The following is a 13,926-nucleotide window of genomic DNA, read 5'->3' as shown; positions in this document are numbered from 1 at the left end:
CCGGGGAGCGCGAGGGGCGGGCCCCTCGCTGCCCGCCGCTACTCCATCGCTTCGAGCTGATCGATGAAGCCCGAGATCATCGACAACCCCTTGTCCCAGAAGGACGGATCCGACGCGTCGAGGCCGAAGGGGGCAAGAAGTTCCTTGTGGTGCTTCGACCCGCCTGCCTTCAGCATGTCGAAATATTTCTTCTGGAAGTCGGCGTCGCCCTCTTCGTAGACCGCGTAAAGCGCGTTCACGAGCCCGTCACCGAAGGCATAGGCATAGACGTAGAAGGGCGAGTGCACGAAATGCGGGATATAGGCCCAGTAGTTCTCGTAGCCCTCCATGAAGGTGAAGGCGGGACCGAGGCTCTCTCCCTGCACGCTCATCCAGAGCGCACAGATATCGTCGGGCGTCAGTTCGCCGCCCCGGCGTGCGTCGTGGAGTTTGCATTCGAAATCGTAGAAGGCGATCTGACGGACGACCGTATTGATCATGTCCTCGACCTTGCCCGCGAGCAGCACCTTGCGCTCGGCGTCGTTGGGTGCGGCGGAGAGAAGCTGCTTGAAGGTCAGCATCTCGCCGAAGACCGAGGCGGTCTCGGCAAGGGTCAGCGGAGTCGATGAGAGCAGCTCGCCCTGTCCGGCGGCAAGCCGCTGGTGCACGCCGTGGCCGAGTTCATGGGCCAGAGTCATCACGTCACGCGGTTTGCCGAGATAGTTCAGCATCACATAGGGGTGCACGTCGGCAACCGTCGGGTGGGCGAAGGCGCCCGGCGCCTTGCCGGGCTTCACGCCGGCATCGATCCAACCCTTTTCGAAGAAGGGCTCGGCCAGGCGGGCCATCTCCGGGTCGAACGCGCCATAGGCGGAAAGCACCGTGGTCTTGGCCTCGTCCCAGCCGATCTTACGCTCGGTCTCCATCGGTAGCGGCGCATTCCGGTCCCAGACCTGAAGCGTGTCGAGGCCCAGCCATTTCCGTTTCAGCTCATAGTAGCGGTGTGAGACTTTGGGATAGGCATTCACCACAGCGTTGCGGAGCGCTTCGACAACCTCGGGCTCCACATGGTTCGAGAGGTGCCGCCCCGTCTGCGGTGTCGGCATGCCGCGCCAGCGGTCCTCGATCTCTTTTTCCTTGGCGAGCGTGTTGTGGACTCGGGCGAAGAGCTTGATGTTGTCCCCGAAAACGCGTGCGACCTCGCGCGCAGCCTCTTCACGGCGGTCGCGGTCCTGGCTGGTCAGGTGGTTGAGCGTGGCCTCAAGACCCTGCATCTCGCCATCCACGTCGAACTCCAGACCGGCGATGGTCTCGTCAAAAAGACGGTTCCAGGCGGCAGCGCCAACGGTGGACTGGTCGTGCAGGAATTTCTCCAGCTCGTCGGAAAGCTGGTAGGGCCGCATCGCCCGCATCCGGTCGAAGATGGGCTTGAAGCGGGCCAGACCGACATTCTCTGCGAACAGGCTGTCGAGATGCGCGTCATCCACGCGGTTCAGCTCCAGCGAGAAGAAAACCAGCGGCGTCGTATAGGCCGTGACCTTATCCTGCGCGTCGCTCATCGCCTTGGCGCGTTCGGGATCGGTAGTGTTCTGATAATAGCGCAGACCGATGAAGGACATGATGCGCCCGGCGATCAGGTCGATCTTCTCATAGCGCAGAACGCAGTCGAGCATCCCGGTCGCATCGAGCTCGGCGAGTTTGCCTTCGTAATCCGCCGCGAAATCGGCGCAGGCCTTTTCCAGCCAGTCCATGTCCCGCTTCAGCTCGGGGGCATCGGGTGCGGGGTAGAGATCCGTCAGGTCCCACTCCGGAAGCTGGCCGAACTCGCCCGAAGCGGCGGCATCGGCATCGAAGACGCGTGTGTCGAAGGTCATCCTGACTCCTTTTGTCTGACGCATGAGAGATAGTGCCTTGCCCGGTGCGGGTTCAAGCGGAAGGCGTATCGCCGAAGATGCTGAGGCGGTCCTGTGCCGCACGCTCCGCTGCCCACTCTCGGAATGCTTTGACCTGGCGCGTGTTCCAAGCGTCCTCATGTGCCAGCAGGCTGAACGAGCCGCGCGGAGAGGGGCAGGTCAGCGTCGGGAATGGCAGGACGAGCGTTCCCAGCGAGATTTCTTCGTGACAGAGCGCGAGGTCGGCCATGAAGACGCCGGCACCCATGGTGGCGGCCTTGGCGATCAGGTCGAAGTTCGGAAAGCGGTCTGCGCCGCTGTCGTCCAGCATTGGCGCGAACTGATCGCACCAGTCCGTCCAGTCCTGATTATGACCCGATTCACGAAGAAGCGCGCAGCGGGCGAGGTCGGCAGGTGTGTCGAACGGCCCGTGTTCGTCAAGGTAGGCCGGTGAGCAGGCCGGGGTCAGGATATAGGGGAGCAGCGGCTCGACCCGGATCTGAGGAGACCTCGGCCGGATCGGAAACTGAACCGAAAACCCGATCTGGTATTCGACCGCATCGAACCCACGATCACCGAAAAAGTCTGTCGTGACGCTGATGCGGATGTCCGGATGCAACGCGCGGAACTCGGGCAGGCGCGGCAGAAGCCAGCGCACCGAGGTTGCCGGCGGACAAATGATCCGAAGCGTGTCGCCCGTGTCGGAGGCCTGACGCGCGCCTTCCGCGATCCGTTGAAAGGCGTCTGTCAGGACCGGCAAGAGCCGCGCGCCGGCTTCGTTCAGCTTCACGCCCCGGGCGTTCCGGTGAAACAGTGCCACTCCGAGATGATCCTCAAGCGTCTTCACGTGCCGGCTGACAGCGCCCCGCGTGACGTTCAACTCATCCGCAGCGGCGATGAACCCGCCGTGCCGTGCGGCGGCTTCGAAAGCGCGAAGGGCGTTTAGCGGAGGAAGTCGCGACATGTCTTTGGATCAGGTTTTCTCAACCATATTGTCAGATCTTGTGGTTTGCCGTCCAGACCGGGCGTCTCTAGATCTTCGAATGCAATGCTGAATTCGAGGTTGGAGTGACTATTCACATGGAATTATTTAGTGCTCTGCCCGCATTCCTGCTTTGGCTGAGACGCTTCGGCAGCTATTCCGGGTACAGAAATAGTCATCCTTGGGAGGATGAGGGCCTGCAGCGGCTGGCCGAAACGTCGCCCCACCTTTTGCGTGACATCGGACTGTCTGCCGCAGACGTCTCATCTCCGACACCCTCCGAGATCGCCGCGCAAATCCAGCTGAGGTCAGGACGCGGTTAGCCGTAGGCGTCGAGCATCGCGTTGAGATCATCGAGCGTGTTCGCCTCGGACATTGGCTTGTCCTTGCGCCAGCGCAGCATACGCGGGAACCGAAGCGCCACGCCCGATTTATGCCGGGGACTGGCCTGGATGCCTTCAAAGGCAATCTCGAAGACATGCTGGGGTTTCACCGACCGGACAGGACCGAACCGCTCGACCGTGTTCTTGCGGACCCAGGCCGTAATCTCACGGAATTCTGCGTCGGTCAGGCCGGAATAGGCCTTGGTGAAGGGGATAAGCGCGTCGCCGTCTCGCACGGCAAAGGTGAAGTCGGTAAACAGGTTGGCGCGCCTGCCGTGTCCGGCCTGGGCATAGATCATCACGGCGTCGATGGTCAGCGGGTCGACCTTCCATTTCCACCAGTCGCCTTTACGGCGGCCGTCGCGATAGGGGCTGTCGAGCCGCTTGAGCATCAGGCCCTCAGCTTGTTTCTGGCGCGCATCCTCGCGCTGACGGGCAAGGTCGGCCCAGTCGGTGGTCGGAAGCAGGCCGGACATTCGGAATGGGGCGCCGCCAGGAATATCCATCGCCAGACGGTCAAGCCGGGCGCGACGCTCGGAAAAGGGCAGGGCGCGGATGTCGCTGCCGCCATCCTCGAGCAGATCATAGGCGCGGATGACCGCAGGCGCCTCTGCGAGCAGCTTTTTCGGTACAGTTTTCCGCCCGATCCGCTTCTGAAGGGCGTTGAAGCTGAGCGGTAGGTCGGCCTCATGGTCCCAGGCCAGTACCTCGCCATCCAGAACGGTACCGGGTGGAATGAAATCGATGAGCGCGGCAAATTCCGGGAAGCGGTCCGTCATCAACTCTTCGCCACGCGACCACAGGAAGTGCTGCCCGCCCCGGAGGACAAGCTGGCCCCGGATCCCGTCCCATTTGAATTCCGCGGCCCACGCATCCGGCGGCCCGAGGCTCTCGACAGGGTCATCAAGCTGATAGGCGAGGTAGAAGGGATAGGGCTTGGACAGGTCCGTCTCGGGGTCCGGCGCAAGGATCAGGCTATCGAACGTCACGTTGTCCGGCGACCAGTCGCCCATAAGGCGGTGGGCGAGGTCGGGTTCCTCGATTCCCGTGGCCCGCGACAGGGCGCGGGTCATCAGCTTTTGCGAGACGCCCATACGGAAGCCGCCTGTTAGAAGCTTATTGAAAACGAAGCGCTCGGTGCTCTCTAACTGGTCCCAGGCGTCGAGAATGCCCTCGCGCTTGCCGGTGTCGCCCATCGCCGAAAGTGCGCGAAGCGCGCCGATCCAGTCCGACAAGGTCCGGTCGGAGTGTCGCGTCGGCTCGGGCAGGATCAGCGCGATGGTCTCCGCCAGATCGCCTACGATCGGATAGCTTTCCTCGAACAACCAGAGCGGCAGTCCGGCCCGCTCCGCCGCCCATTCCCGCAACTGGGTCGTCGTGACGGCGCGTTTCGGGCGGCGGCCCGAGAGAATGGCGATCGTCCAAAGCTTGTCCGGCTCGTCGGCTGTCTCGAAATACTCGGCCAGCGCCGCAACCTTGGCATTGGTGCGTGTCGTCTGGTCGAGCGCCGTAAAGAGCGTGGCAAAGGCCTTCACGGTCTTCGGGCCCCGCGCGATACGGGCGAGGGGCCCTTGGATTTCTGAGCACTGGTCATGGCGGGAAAGTAGTGCCGCCGACCTGCCGGTCACATGAAATTCCGGCGCCGTTCGAGTGACATCCGATAGAGTTCCGTGGCCGCGTTGGCCGACAGCGGCAGATAGGACGCCTCGACAACTTCGGCGCGGGTCACGCCCATGTCGTCAAGCATGTGGTCGTCCATGTCGAGCAGACGAAGAAAGCGCTGCCGGCGCCGGCGGGCCTGGGTCCGGTCACGAAGAGCGGTCACGAGACGGGCAAAAGGGCCGGGCGATGCGGGAATGCACGTTGCTTGGGTCATATCAATGTTCCTTTCGACTGTTTGGTCGAGACGTCGCGACGGCCTCACAGTCAGGAACATGCGCTCTGGACATCATTCAATCAAACGAATAGGTTTGACGAAAGCTTTCAGAATTATTGACAGATAGATGAACGTCCAGACGTCACCCAAAATACCGCTTCTCGAACTCGATCTCCTGAACACACTGGTCGCGATTGCCGAGACCGGCAGCTTCTCAGCCGCCGCTCAAGCCATTTTCCGGACGCCATCGGCGATCTCGATGCAGGTCAAGCGGATGGAGGAGTTGCTTGGCCGCCCGGTCTTTGTGCGCGACAGCCGGTCTGTCAGTCTGACGGCGGATGGCGCTTTCCTCGTGGAACATGCGCGCCGGATGCTGGCGATGAATAACGAAGCGGTCGCGCGGTTCGTTCAGCCCGATCTGAAGGGGGTGGTTCGTCTTGGCGCGACCGATGACGTGGCAGAGCGCTTCCTGCCTCCCATGTTGCGCCGTTTCGCGGACAGTCATCCGGGCGTATCCGTCAACGTGACGGTCGCCGATACGGTCGGCCTTCGTCAGGACCTGAATACCGGGCGACTTGATATGGCGCTTGTCGTGGGCAAAGCAGAAGATCGCGACGCCTTCGGTGCCGAGGTTCTGATGGAGGAGCAGTTGGTCTGGGCCGCAAGACGGTGCGGCACAGCCGCATCACGCGAACCCCTGCCGGTCAGCGTCTGGGAAGAAGGGTGCGCATGGCGTATCTCGGGCCTCAAAGGCCTTGATGCGCAGGGCCGCCCCTGGCGCATCGCCTTTCAGAGCGCGCATATCTCTGGACAGAAGGCGGCGATACTGGCCGACCTTGCGGTCGCGCCGCTTCCTGCCGCGACACTGTCCGGGGACATCGTGGAAGCGCCCGCGAAATACGGGCTTCCGAGACTTCCCAAATACGTGCTGGGCCTGATGGTCCGCTCTGACCCGTCGCCTGCCATCGAAGCTGCGGCGGATCACCTGCGGGCCAGTTTCCCGAGAGACTGATCAGATACCGATGAAGCGCTGAGCAATGCGCGGCAGGATGCCCTTGAACCGCAGAGGCGCATCGGTTGCGGCCAGACAGATACACACTTCTCCCGGCTCGGCGATCGGCGTGTGATGAAGGTCCTCGTTAGCCACCTCGACGTCGCCGCGCGCAAACAGCCCGTCATCGTCGCGGAAGGCGCCCTTCAGAACCAGCGTCAGTTCCGTGCCGTGGTGGCCGTGATCGGGCATTGCAGCGCCGCCCGGAATGGCAAGAAGCCGAACCGTCGCGTCGCGCGACGTGGGAAGAACCGCCTGTTTCACGCCACCCGCGATGGAGCGCCACCGCACAGCGTCCAGATCGCCGCCGACATAGTCGCGGAGCGGCTCGGGAAAAACGGTTTCCGCTTCCGGAGCCGTGTCCCGGATGCGGATTGGATCCTTGGGCGCGCCTTCGATCAGGCGAAGCGTGCTTTCAAGTGCGTCGTCGTTCACGTCGACTGCATCAGCCGCCTCGTCGATCAGCGCGCCGCCGACCGCCTCGAAACTGCCAAGGCGCGCGCGGCACTCGTCGCACAGCGAAATATGTGTGGCCACCACAAGGTCGAAAGCCTCGGGCAGGTTCCCCGACGCGTAGCCCATCAGAAGGGCATCCGTCAGATGATGTTTGATCTCGTTCGTCATTCCCGTCATCCCATCGCGTGGCGCAGCCGTTCCAGCGCCAGGCGAATTCTCGATTTGATCGTCCCAAGCGGCAGCCCTGTCTCTGCCGCGATTTCACTGTGGCTCAGGTCGCCGAAATACGCCTTCTCGATCAGCTTTCGCTGCTTCTCGGGCAATTTCTTCATGGCCTTCGCCAGTTTCTCGCTCTCCTGCTGGAGCGTCATGACCTCTGCCTGATCCGGTTCCGCCTCTGGTCCCCAGGGCAGGTCTTCCGGCTCGGGTCGCCTTTGCCGCCGAAGCGCGTCGATCTTCCGGTTGCGCGCGATCGTGTAAATCCATGTCGACACGCTCGCCCTGCTGGGATCGAACATATGCGCCTTCTGCCAAAGGGTCGCCATGACCTCCTGTGTGCATTCCTCGGCCAGGGCTTCCCCTGCGCCGGACTTCATCAAGAACGCCTTCACGCGTGGCGCGAAATGCCGGAACAGAGCCGCAAAGGCGGCCTTGTCTTTGTCCCTGTCGACCCGGCGGACAAGCGCCGCCCAGTCCTGTTCCTCGGCTTCGACCACTACGTTCATGGAGGATTTCGTTCCGATGTGTGCATTTACCCGCACCCTACCGTAATAAGGCGCAGCGCGCTTTGCACGCTCATCGTGGAGTTGTCCGTCCATAAGCATTCATCAGGTCTACGCCGCGTCATGAAGACCGGATCAAAAAAGAAAAACATTCGGTTAGTTTAATCTGCTAGGCAGCGCTCCACGTAGGACGTTCAAGACCGAAGTACTGGAGTGGCTGATGCCTTTTGAAACTCGTGACGCCTCGACCCGGCGTGTAGCTGTGATCGGTGGCGGAATATCGGGCATGGGTGCAGCCTATCATCTGTCGGAAGACCACCATGTCGTTCTGTTCGAGGCCGAGCCTCGGCTGGGCGGTCATGCGAGGACGATCATCGCGGGAAAACGGGGCGATCAACCCGTGGACACTGGATTTATCGTCTTCAATTACCGGAACTACCCGCACCTGAGCCGTCTTTTCCACGACCTGGATGTGCCCGTGGCCGAAAGCGACATGAGCTTTGGCGTCTCGATCGGCGGCGGCGCCATGGAATATGGGCTGGCCGGTCTCGACACGATCTTTGCGCAGCGACGCAATCTGTTCAGCCCGTCCTTCGTCGGCATGATCAGGGACATTCTGAAATTCAACAAGCTGGCCGAGGCCGCGACACGGCCGGGCTATAGCGTCGGTGATCTCTGCGACGAACTGGGCCTCGGTCAGTGGTTTCTGAACTACTACCTGCGGCCGTTCTCGGGTGCGATCTGGTCGACGCCGACCGGGCGCATCACCGATTTCCCGGCCGAAACGATGACGCGGTTCTTCAAGAACCACGGGCTTCTCGGGTGGTACACCCAGCCCCAGTGGTACACCGTCAAGGGCGGCTCCATCGAATATGTGCGCCGGCTCGAAGCGGCGATGGACGCGCGGGGCGTCGACATCCGTCTTGGCGCTCCGACCGCGGGCGTGCGCCGCACGGAATTCGGCGTTCAGGTCCGCGTGACCGGCGGCGAATGGGAGGCTTTCGACGAGGTGGTCTTTGCCACCCATTCCGACGACACCCTGCGACTTCTGAGCGATGCAACGGGCGTCGAGCGCACCGCGCTGTCCTCGGTCCGGTATCAGCCGAATACGGCAGTTCTGCATTCCGACGAAAGCGCGATGCCGAAGCGCCGGAAGGTGTGGTCTTCCTGGAGCTATGTCGACACGGGGAAAGCGCCCGATCAGCCCATCGACCTCACATACTGGATGAATTCTCTTCAGCCGATCCCGAAGGACGATCCGCTGTTCGTCACGCTGAACCGGAATGCGCCAATCCGTGACGAGCTCATCCATGACGAAACGACCTTCCGCCACCCTGTCTACGACGCGGCTGCCATTGCTGCGCAGGACACGATCCGCGCGATCAACGGGCAGAACAGCACCTGGTTCGCGGGGGCGTGGATGCGGAACGGTTTCCACGAAGACGGTCTGGCCACGGCGGTTGACGTGGTCCATGGGCTGAGAAACCGTACGGCGCTTCCGATCGCCGCCGAATGACTGGGCGCGTCGATCATATCGACGGCACGACCTTTCACGGACGCAGAGGCGATCTGGAGAACGCGTTTCGCTACAGCATCGACTACGTGCTTCTCGATGCGGAAAAACCCGTGCGCGCACCTTTCCCGTTCCGGCGAAATCGGCGCAGTATTGTTTCGCTTCACGACAGCGACCATGGCGGGCAGCCGGGCTCGGGGGACGGCGCCGGATGGGTGCGACGGGTTCTGGACGACGCCGGTCTGGACAGTTTCGTGCCCGCGCGGATCGAACTTCTGGCGCAACCGCGCATCTGGGGACATGTCTTCAATCCGGTCAGCTTCTGGCTGATCCGCGATGCCGAGGGCGCGCTGCGGGTCGTCATCCCCGAGGTCACGAACACCTATGGCGACCGGCATTCCTACCTTTGCCACCATGACGACCTTCGGCCCATCGGGCGCGAAGATACGCTGCATGCGCGCAAGATTTTCTACGTCTCGCCGTTTCAGCCGGTGGAAGGCGACTACACCTTTCGCTTCGATATCACCGACGACCGGATCGGCATCTGGATCGACTACAAGACCGGGAATGGCGGGCTTCTGGCGACGCTCACAGGGCACCGCCGACCGCTGACGACCGGCCGGATTTTGCGCGCTCTGGTCCGCAGGCCCTTTGGGTCGCGTCGGGTTCTCGGTCTGATCCACTGGCAGGCTCTTAAGCTCTGGTGGAAAGGTGCCACCTTCAGCGCAAGGCCCGAGCCGCCCGCAGACGAGGTATCGCGGTGAGTGAACGGTTGCCGTCCTACGCGGTATTTGCGGCGATGTTGTCGGCGGCGGGTCTGCCGATCTATATCCACGCGCCCAAATTCTATGTGGACGAGTTCGGTGTCAGCCTTGCCGCACTCGGAACTGTCCTGTTCCTGCTCCGCCTCCTCGACGTCTTTCAGGATCCGGCGCTCGGCTGGCTCAGCCGCCGCTTGCGGCACCATAGGGCGGCCGCGGTCGCAGTAGGGTCTGGTCTGATGGCCGTGTCCATGGTCGGGTTGTTTGGCGTGACGCCGCCGATCCGGCCGATCTTCTGGTTCGCGCTGACGCTTGCCGGACTCTTCTCGGGATTCAGCTTTCTGACCATAACCTTCTACGCCCAAGGCGTGTCCAAGGCAGATGCGATGGGCGAGGGCGGGCATGTCCGACTTGCGGCATGGCGCGAGACCGGGGCACTTCTGGGCGTGTCGCTCGCTGCCGTCGCGCCTGTTGCGCTTCTGGCGTTGACCGACGCGCCGTTCCGCACGTTCGCATGGGCCTTTGCCTGTGTGGCGGTCCTCGCGGTTATCGGTATGCGGCGCGAATGGCGCGCGACCGACCGGGCGAGCACGCCCGGTATCCGCCCGATCCTCTCCGATCCGCTGGCGCGTCGTCTGCTCCTGATCGCTCTTGTGAATGCCACGCCGGTCGCCGTCACCTCGACGCTCTTCCTGTTCTTCGTGGAAAGCCGGTTGGAGGCGCCGGGTTGGGAGGGGCCGCTTCTGCTCCTTTTCTTCCTCGCCGCTGCAGCCGCCGCCCCGGTCTGGGGCCGCGTAGCGGCTGCAGTAGGCCCGAAGCCCGCGCTCATCGCCGGCATGATACTGGCCATCCTGTCCTTCGGCTGCGCCGCACTTCTTGGACCGGGAGACGCGGTCCTCTTCGCGCTGATCTGCCTTGCATCGGGAGCGTCGCTCGGGGCTGATCTGACGCTTCTGCCGGCCATGTTCGCAGCCCGTCTCGAACGGATTGCGCCGGAGGCAGCCGAGGGCTTCGGCCTCTGGTCCTTCGTGTCGAAATTCACTCTGGCTTTCGCGGCGGTGACCCTCTTGCCGCTTCTCGAACTGCAGGGCTTCCAGACCGGCGATACCACGGCCTCGCCCCCCGGTGAGGCGCTCTTCACACTCACCCTGATGTACGCGGTTTTGCCCTGCATCCTGAAACTCTTCGCTCTTGCGCTGCTTGCGACGACGCCGATCGACGGCGCGCAGGCTGCCAGGACCCTGAAGGAGGTATGACGATGGAACTGGTTCTGGCCTTTCTGCTCGGACTGATCCTGGCGCTTGGCGCCTTCTGGCTACGCGCCAACCAACTGGGCTTCGCCGCCCAGGTGCCCGCCGAATACAGGAATGGCGAGCCGCCTTTCGACATCCGGCAGGTGCTGAACGGGCCGATGGCCTGCGAGGGCGTGATCTTCGGACCGACGGGCCGCGTCTCGTCACGCTTCGTGGCCGAGTTCCACGCCTCATGGGACGGTGACACGGGGCGGATGACCGAGCGGTTTCTGTATGACAACGGCGACACGCAGGACCGTGAGTGGCGTCTGACCGTCGATGATGCGGGCGCGATCCGGGCCGAAGCGGATGACCTTGTCGGAATCGGCCGCGGGCGTCAGGCGGGGCACAGCGTCATGCTGAACTATCGCATCCGCCTGCCCGAGGCTTCGGGGGGGCATGTCCTCGACGCCATCGACTGGATGTACCTGACGGACAATGGAACCATCATCAACCGAAGCCAGTTTCGTAAATTCGGGATCAAGGTTGCCGAACTGGTCGCCACGATCCGCCCGATGGAGGCCGTGGACGAGCAATTGGAGGCAGCATGAGAGAGTGGAGCGGTAAACGGTATTGGATTGTCGGTGCGTCCGCAGGGCTTGGCCGGGCGGTCGCCAAGCAGATCTCTGCCACCGGCGCCACGGTGATCCTGAGCGCACGCAGCGAGGACGAGCTGAACGCACTTGCCGAGGAATGCCCCGGCAAGGCCGAAGTCGTACCAGTGGACGTCGCGGATGACGAAAGCGTCGCCAAGGCGGCCGAAGCTGCCGGTCACGTGGACGGCGTCGTCTTTCTCGCCGGCGTCTACTGGCCTCAGAAGGCGCAGGAATGGAACGCCGAACAGGTGGTCAAGATGCTCGACATCAACCTGACTGGTGCCGCACGTGTGCTGGGTCACGTCATCCCGGCGATGGTCGAGCGGGATGCCGGCCATATCGTTCTGACAGGCTCTCTGGCGGGCTTCCGCGGTCTGCCTGGGGCGAACGGCTACGGCGCGTCCAAGGCGGGGATCATGTCGATGGCCGAAACGCTTTACATGGACCTGCGAAAGACTGGTATCGACGTGCAGCTCGTCAATCCGGGCTTCATTCGCACGCGTCTCACCGACAAGAACGAGATCTCCATGCCGTTCATCATGGAGCCGGACGAGGCCGCCCGGCACTTTGTCGAGCACATGCACGACGACAGTTTCTCGAAGTCCTACCCCCGCTTTTTCTCGTCACTCTTCCGCGTGTCCCAATTCCTGCCCGACTTCGTCTATTACCGCCTGTTCGGCTGAGGGCGCGCGTGCTAGCCCTTTGGCATGAGCAGCGACCCCATCATCTTCGACGGCCATAACGATGCGCTCTTCCGCCTGTGGCGGGGACGACCGGAGGCGATTGACCATTTCCATCAGGGTGGGCCGGGTCATATCGACCTGCCCAAGGCTCTTAAGGGCGGGTTCGCGGGCGGTCTGTTCGCGATCTTCGTTCCGGGAGAAGGTAAGTTCGACCTCGCAGCACTGCAGGCGGAAACCTACGACATTCCGCATCCTCCGGAACTGAAAGAGGCGGATGCGCTGAAAGTCGTTCTTGAGCAGGCGGCGATCTTTCTGGAATTGGAGTCGCGCGGTCATCTGAGAATGTGCCGCAGTGTCAGCGATATCCGCGCGGCGATGGACAATGGCAAACTCGCGGCGGTCCTGCATATGGAGGGCGCCGAGGCCATAGGGCCTGACCTTGCCGCGCTTGAGGTCCTTTACGCCGCCGGTCTGCGCTCGATCGGGCCGGTCTGGAGCCGAGAGACGATATTCGGCACGGGCGTCCCCTTCCGCTACCCGTCCGATGGCGATATCGGCCCCGGCCTGACCGAGGACGGCCGCCACCTGATCCGCCGCGCGACGGAATTGCGAATGGTCATCGACCTGAGCCACCTGAACGAAAAGGGTTTCTGGGATGTGGCCGACATGGGCGTACCGCTCGTCGCGACCCATTCAAATGCCCATGCGATCACGCCGCTTTCGCGCAACCTGACGGACCGGCAGCTCAAGGCGATCGGTGAGACCGGCGGTCTTGTCGGGCTCAATTTCGCCACCGCCTTTCTGCGTCCCGATGGACAGATGCGGCCCGAGGGCGCGCTGGAGTGGATGCCACGTCACCTGGCCCACATGATCGAACACGCAGGCGAGGCGCATGTTGCGCTTGGGTCGGATTTCGACGGCGGCATCGTGCCGACCGAGATCGCGGACGCCGGGGGGCTGGGCGTTCTGCGGCAGGCCATGCGCGACCACGGGTTCAGCGACGCGCTGATCGAGCGCATCTGCTGGCGGAACTGGTTTGAGATGCTGGAGAGGACCTGGGGGGCCTAAGCCTCGGTCTCGTCGCGGCTCGACGGCTTGGTGAAGCCCAGACGCTTGTGCGACCCGTCGCAAAAGGGTTTGTTCCCCGACGCTCCGCAGCGGCAAAGATAAGCCTCGGTCTTGCGGGCAATGCGGTGACCGTCCGACCCGATAATCTCAAAGCGCCCCGTGATCCTGTACGATCCGTTTTCCTGGGCGATGATTTCGACCGGGCCGGAACGATCGTCCAGGTCCTCGTCGCTGTCGGCATCGAAAGCCACCAGCCCCGTCGCTTCGAACCCCTTTCGGTGCGCATTATTGCAGAAGGGCGGGTTTGCGGTCTTGCCGCAACGGCACAGGAGGACCCGGCGACGCTTCTCTCCGTTGACGGTCAGGTCGCCATGGACCTCGATCGGGCCATCCTCCCACAACCGAACGCGGTTGACCCGTGGTGCCGGTTCCTCGCTACCGTCTTTCCGGACATAGCTGAGAGCGCCCGAGGGGCACGCCTCGATCACGTCGACGATTTCTTCGGTGTCGCCATGTTCGGGCTGAATCCAGGGCCGGGCATCGGTGTTGAATACCTTGGGCAGGCCAAGCACGCATTCCCGCGCATGGACACACTGGCGCTGATCGTAACGGATCGTCAGGTCGTCGGTCTCGATGGGTTTCATGGTCGGGCCTTTCGCTTGCTCGGCGAAA

At 63.0% G+C, this 13,926-nt stretch carries 14 protein-coding genes; 7 read left to right on the top strand and 7 right to left on the bottom strand.

Annotated features, from left to right (window positions below):
* Positions 1–38 precede the first annotated feature (38 nt).
* The 4 genes from GQ651_RS09855 to GQ651_RS09840 all read right to left on the bottom strand — a co-directional run bounded on the left by GQ651_RS09855 (position 39) and on the right by GQ651_RS09840 (position 5,112).
* Positions 39–1,853, bottom strand: coding sequence for a M3 family oligoendopeptidase (locus tag GQ651_RS09855; protein ID WP_160764092.1), 1,815 nt, complete (start codon positions 1,851–1,853; stop codon positions 39–41).
* 52 nt (positions 1,854–1,905) lie between these two features.
* Positions 1,906–2,835 carry a LysR substrate-binding domain-containing protein gene (locus tag GQ651_RS09850; protein WP_160764091.1) on the bottom strand — a complete coding sequence of 310 codons (930 nt, stop codon included), beginning with the start codon at positions 2,833–2,835 and terminating at the stop codon, positions 1,906–1,908.
* A gap of 337 nt (positions 2,836–3,172) precedes the next feature.
* Positions 3,173–4,771 carry an ATP-dependent DNA ligase gene (locus GQ651_RS09845; RefSeq protein ID WP_160764090.1) on the bottom strand — a complete coding sequence of 533 codons (1,599 nt, stop codon included), beginning with the start codon at positions 4,769–4,771 and terminating at the stop codon, positions 3,173–3,175.
* Positions 4,772–4,860: 89 nt separating this feature from the next.
* Positions 4,861–5,112, bottom strand: a complete 252-nt coding sequence (locus tag GQ651_RS09840; protein WP_160764089.1) for a DUF1127 domain-containing protein — start codon at positions 5,110–5,112, stop codon at positions 4,861–4,863.
* 127 nt (positions 5,113–5,239) lie between these two features.
* Here GQ651_RS09840 and GQ651_RS09835 point away from each other — a divergent pair, with 127 nt between their 5' ends.
* On the top strand, positions 5,240–6,124 hold the full coding sequence (locus tag GQ651_RS09835) for a LysR family transcriptional regulator (RefSeq protein ID WP_160764088.1): 885 nt from the start codon (positions 5,240–5,242) through the stop codon (positions 6,122–6,124).
* Here the strand turns inward: GQ651_RS09835 and GQ651_RS09830 are convergent, their stop codons facing one another.
* Positions 6,125–6,787: a ChrR family anti-sigma-E factor gene (locus tag GQ651_RS09830; RefSeq protein ID WP_160764087.1), complete on the bottom strand. Its 663-nt coding sequence runs from the start codon at positions 6,785–6,787 to the stop codon at positions 6,125–6,127.
* 5 nt (positions 6,788–6,792) lie between these two features.
* Entirely contained in the window at positions 6,793–7,344 is a 552-nt protein-coding gene (locus GQ651_RS09825) for a sigma-70 family RNA polymerase sigma factor (RefSeq protein WP_160764086.1), read from the bottom strand.
* Between the two features lie 217 nt (positions 7,345–7,561).
* On the opposite strand from GQ651_RS09825, the gene GQ651_RS09820 reads away from it, so the two are divergent.
* From GQ651_RS09820 to GQ651_RS09795, 6 genes are read left to right on the top strand one after another with little or no spacing between them, the layout of a single operon-like run.
* Positions 7,562–8,857 (top strand): NAD(P)/FAD-dependent oxidoreductase, encoded by a 1,296-nt coding sequence (locus GQ651_RS09820; protein ID WP_160764085.1) that lies wholly within the window; start codon positions 7,562–7,564, stop codon positions 8,855–8,857.
* Positions 8,854–9,618, top strand: coding sequence for a DUF1365 domain-containing protein (locus GQ651_RS09815; RefSeq protein ID WP_160764084.1), 765 nt, complete (start codon positions 8,854–8,856; stop codon positions 9,616–9,618). Before GQ651_RS09820 ends, GQ651_RS09815 begins: the two co-directional genes overlap by 4 nt.
* Positions 9,609–10,871, top strand: a complete 1,263-nt coding sequence (locus tag GQ651_RS09810) for an MFS transporter (protein ID WP_160765118.1) — start codon at positions 9,609–9,611, stop codon at positions 10,869–10,871. Before GQ651_RS09815 ends, GQ651_RS09810 begins: the two co-directional genes overlap by 10 nt.
* A 2-nt stretch (positions 10,872–10,873) precedes the next feature.
* Entirely contained in the window at positions 10,874–11,458 is a 585-nt protein-coding gene (locus tag GQ651_RS09805) for a DUF3833 family protein (protein ID WP_160764083.1), read from the top strand.
* Positions 11,455–12,186, top strand: coding sequence for an SDR family NAD(P)-dependent oxidoreductase (locus GQ651_RS09800; protein ID WP_160764082.1), 732 nt, complete (start codon positions 11,455–11,457; stop codon positions 12,184–12,186). The genes GQ651_RS09805 and GQ651_RS09800 overlap by 4 nt, the downstream gene beginning before the upstream one ends.
* A 24-nt stretch (positions 12,187–12,210) precedes the next feature.
* Entirely contained in the window at positions 12,211–13,254 is a 1,044-nt protein-coding gene (locus GQ651_RS09795) for a dipeptidase (RefSeq protein ID WP_160764081.1), read from the top strand.
* On the opposite strand, the gene GQ651_RS09790 is transcribed toward GQ651_RS09795, so the two are convergent.
* Positions 13,251–13,898 (bottom strand): CDGSH iron-sulfur domain-containing protein, encoded by a 648-nt coding sequence (locus GQ651_RS09790; RefSeq protein WP_160764080.1) that lies wholly within the window; start codon positions 13,896–13,898, stop codon positions 13,251–13,253. The two genes, GQ651_RS09795 and GQ651_RS09790, sit on opposite strands and share 4 nt — an antisense overlap.
* Positions 13,899–13,926 lie beyond the last annotated feature (28 nt).

Origin of the sequence: Kangsaoukella pontilimi (genome assembly GCF_009830125.1) — a bacterium.
Taxonomy (GTDB): Bacteria; Pseudomonadota; Alphaproteobacteria; order Rhodobacterales; family Rhodobacteraceae; genus Kangsaoukella; species Kangsaoukella pontilimi.
Note: the sequence above shows the minus strand (reverse complement) of the source record. Positions and strands in the feature narration are given on the sequence as shown.

Bases quoted from the DNA above. Each gene is read 5' to 3' on its own strand.
- GQ651_RS09855 (WP_160764092.1), bottom strand. From the start codon at position 1,853: ATGACCTTCGACACACGCGTCTTCGATGCCGATGCCGCCGCTTCGGGC.
- GQ651_RS09850 (WP_160764091.1), bottom strand. From the start codon at position 2,835: ATGTCGCGACTTCCTCCGCTAAACGCCCTTCGCGCTTTCGAAGCCGCC.
- GQ651_RS09840 (WP_160764089.1), bottom strand. From the start codon at position 5,112: ATGACCCAAGCAACGTGCATTCCCGCATCGCCCGGCCCTTTTGCCCGT.
- GQ651_RS09835 (WP_160764088.1), top strand. From the start codon at position 5,240: ATGAACGTCCAGACGTCACCCAAAATACCGCTTCTCGAACTCGATCTC.
- GQ651_RS09830 (WP_160764087.1), bottom strand. From the start codon at position 6,787: ATGACGAACGAGATCAAACATCATCTGACGGATGCCCTTCTGATGGGC.
- GQ651_RS09825 (WP_160764086.1), bottom strand. From the start codon at position 7,344: ATGAACGTAGTGGTCGAAGCCGAGGAACAGGACTGGGCGGCGCTTGTC.
- GQ651_RS09820 (WP_160764085.1), top strand. From the start codon at position 7,562: ATGCCTTTTGAAACTCGTGACGCCTCGACCCGGCGTGTAGCTGTGATC.
- GQ651_RS09815 (WP_160764084.1), top strand. From the start codon at position 8,854: ATGACTGGGCGCGTCGATCATATCGACGGCACGACCTTTCACGGACGC.
- GQ651_RS09805 (WP_160764083.1), top strand. From the start codon at position 10,874: ATGGAACTGGTTCTGGCCTTTCTGCTCGGACTGATCCTGGCGCTTGGC.
- GQ651_RS09800 (WP_160764082.1), top strand. From the start codon at position 11,455: ATGAGAGAGTGGAGCGGTAAACGGTATTGGATTGTCGGTGCGTCCGCA.
- GQ651_RS09795 (WP_160764081.1), top strand. From the start codon at position 12,211: ATGAGCAGCGACCCCATCATCTTCGACGGCCATAACGATGCGCTCTTC.
- GQ651_RS09790 (WP_160764080.1), bottom strand. From the start codon at position 13,898: ATGAAACCCATCGAGACCGACGACCTGACGATCCGTTACGATCAGCGC.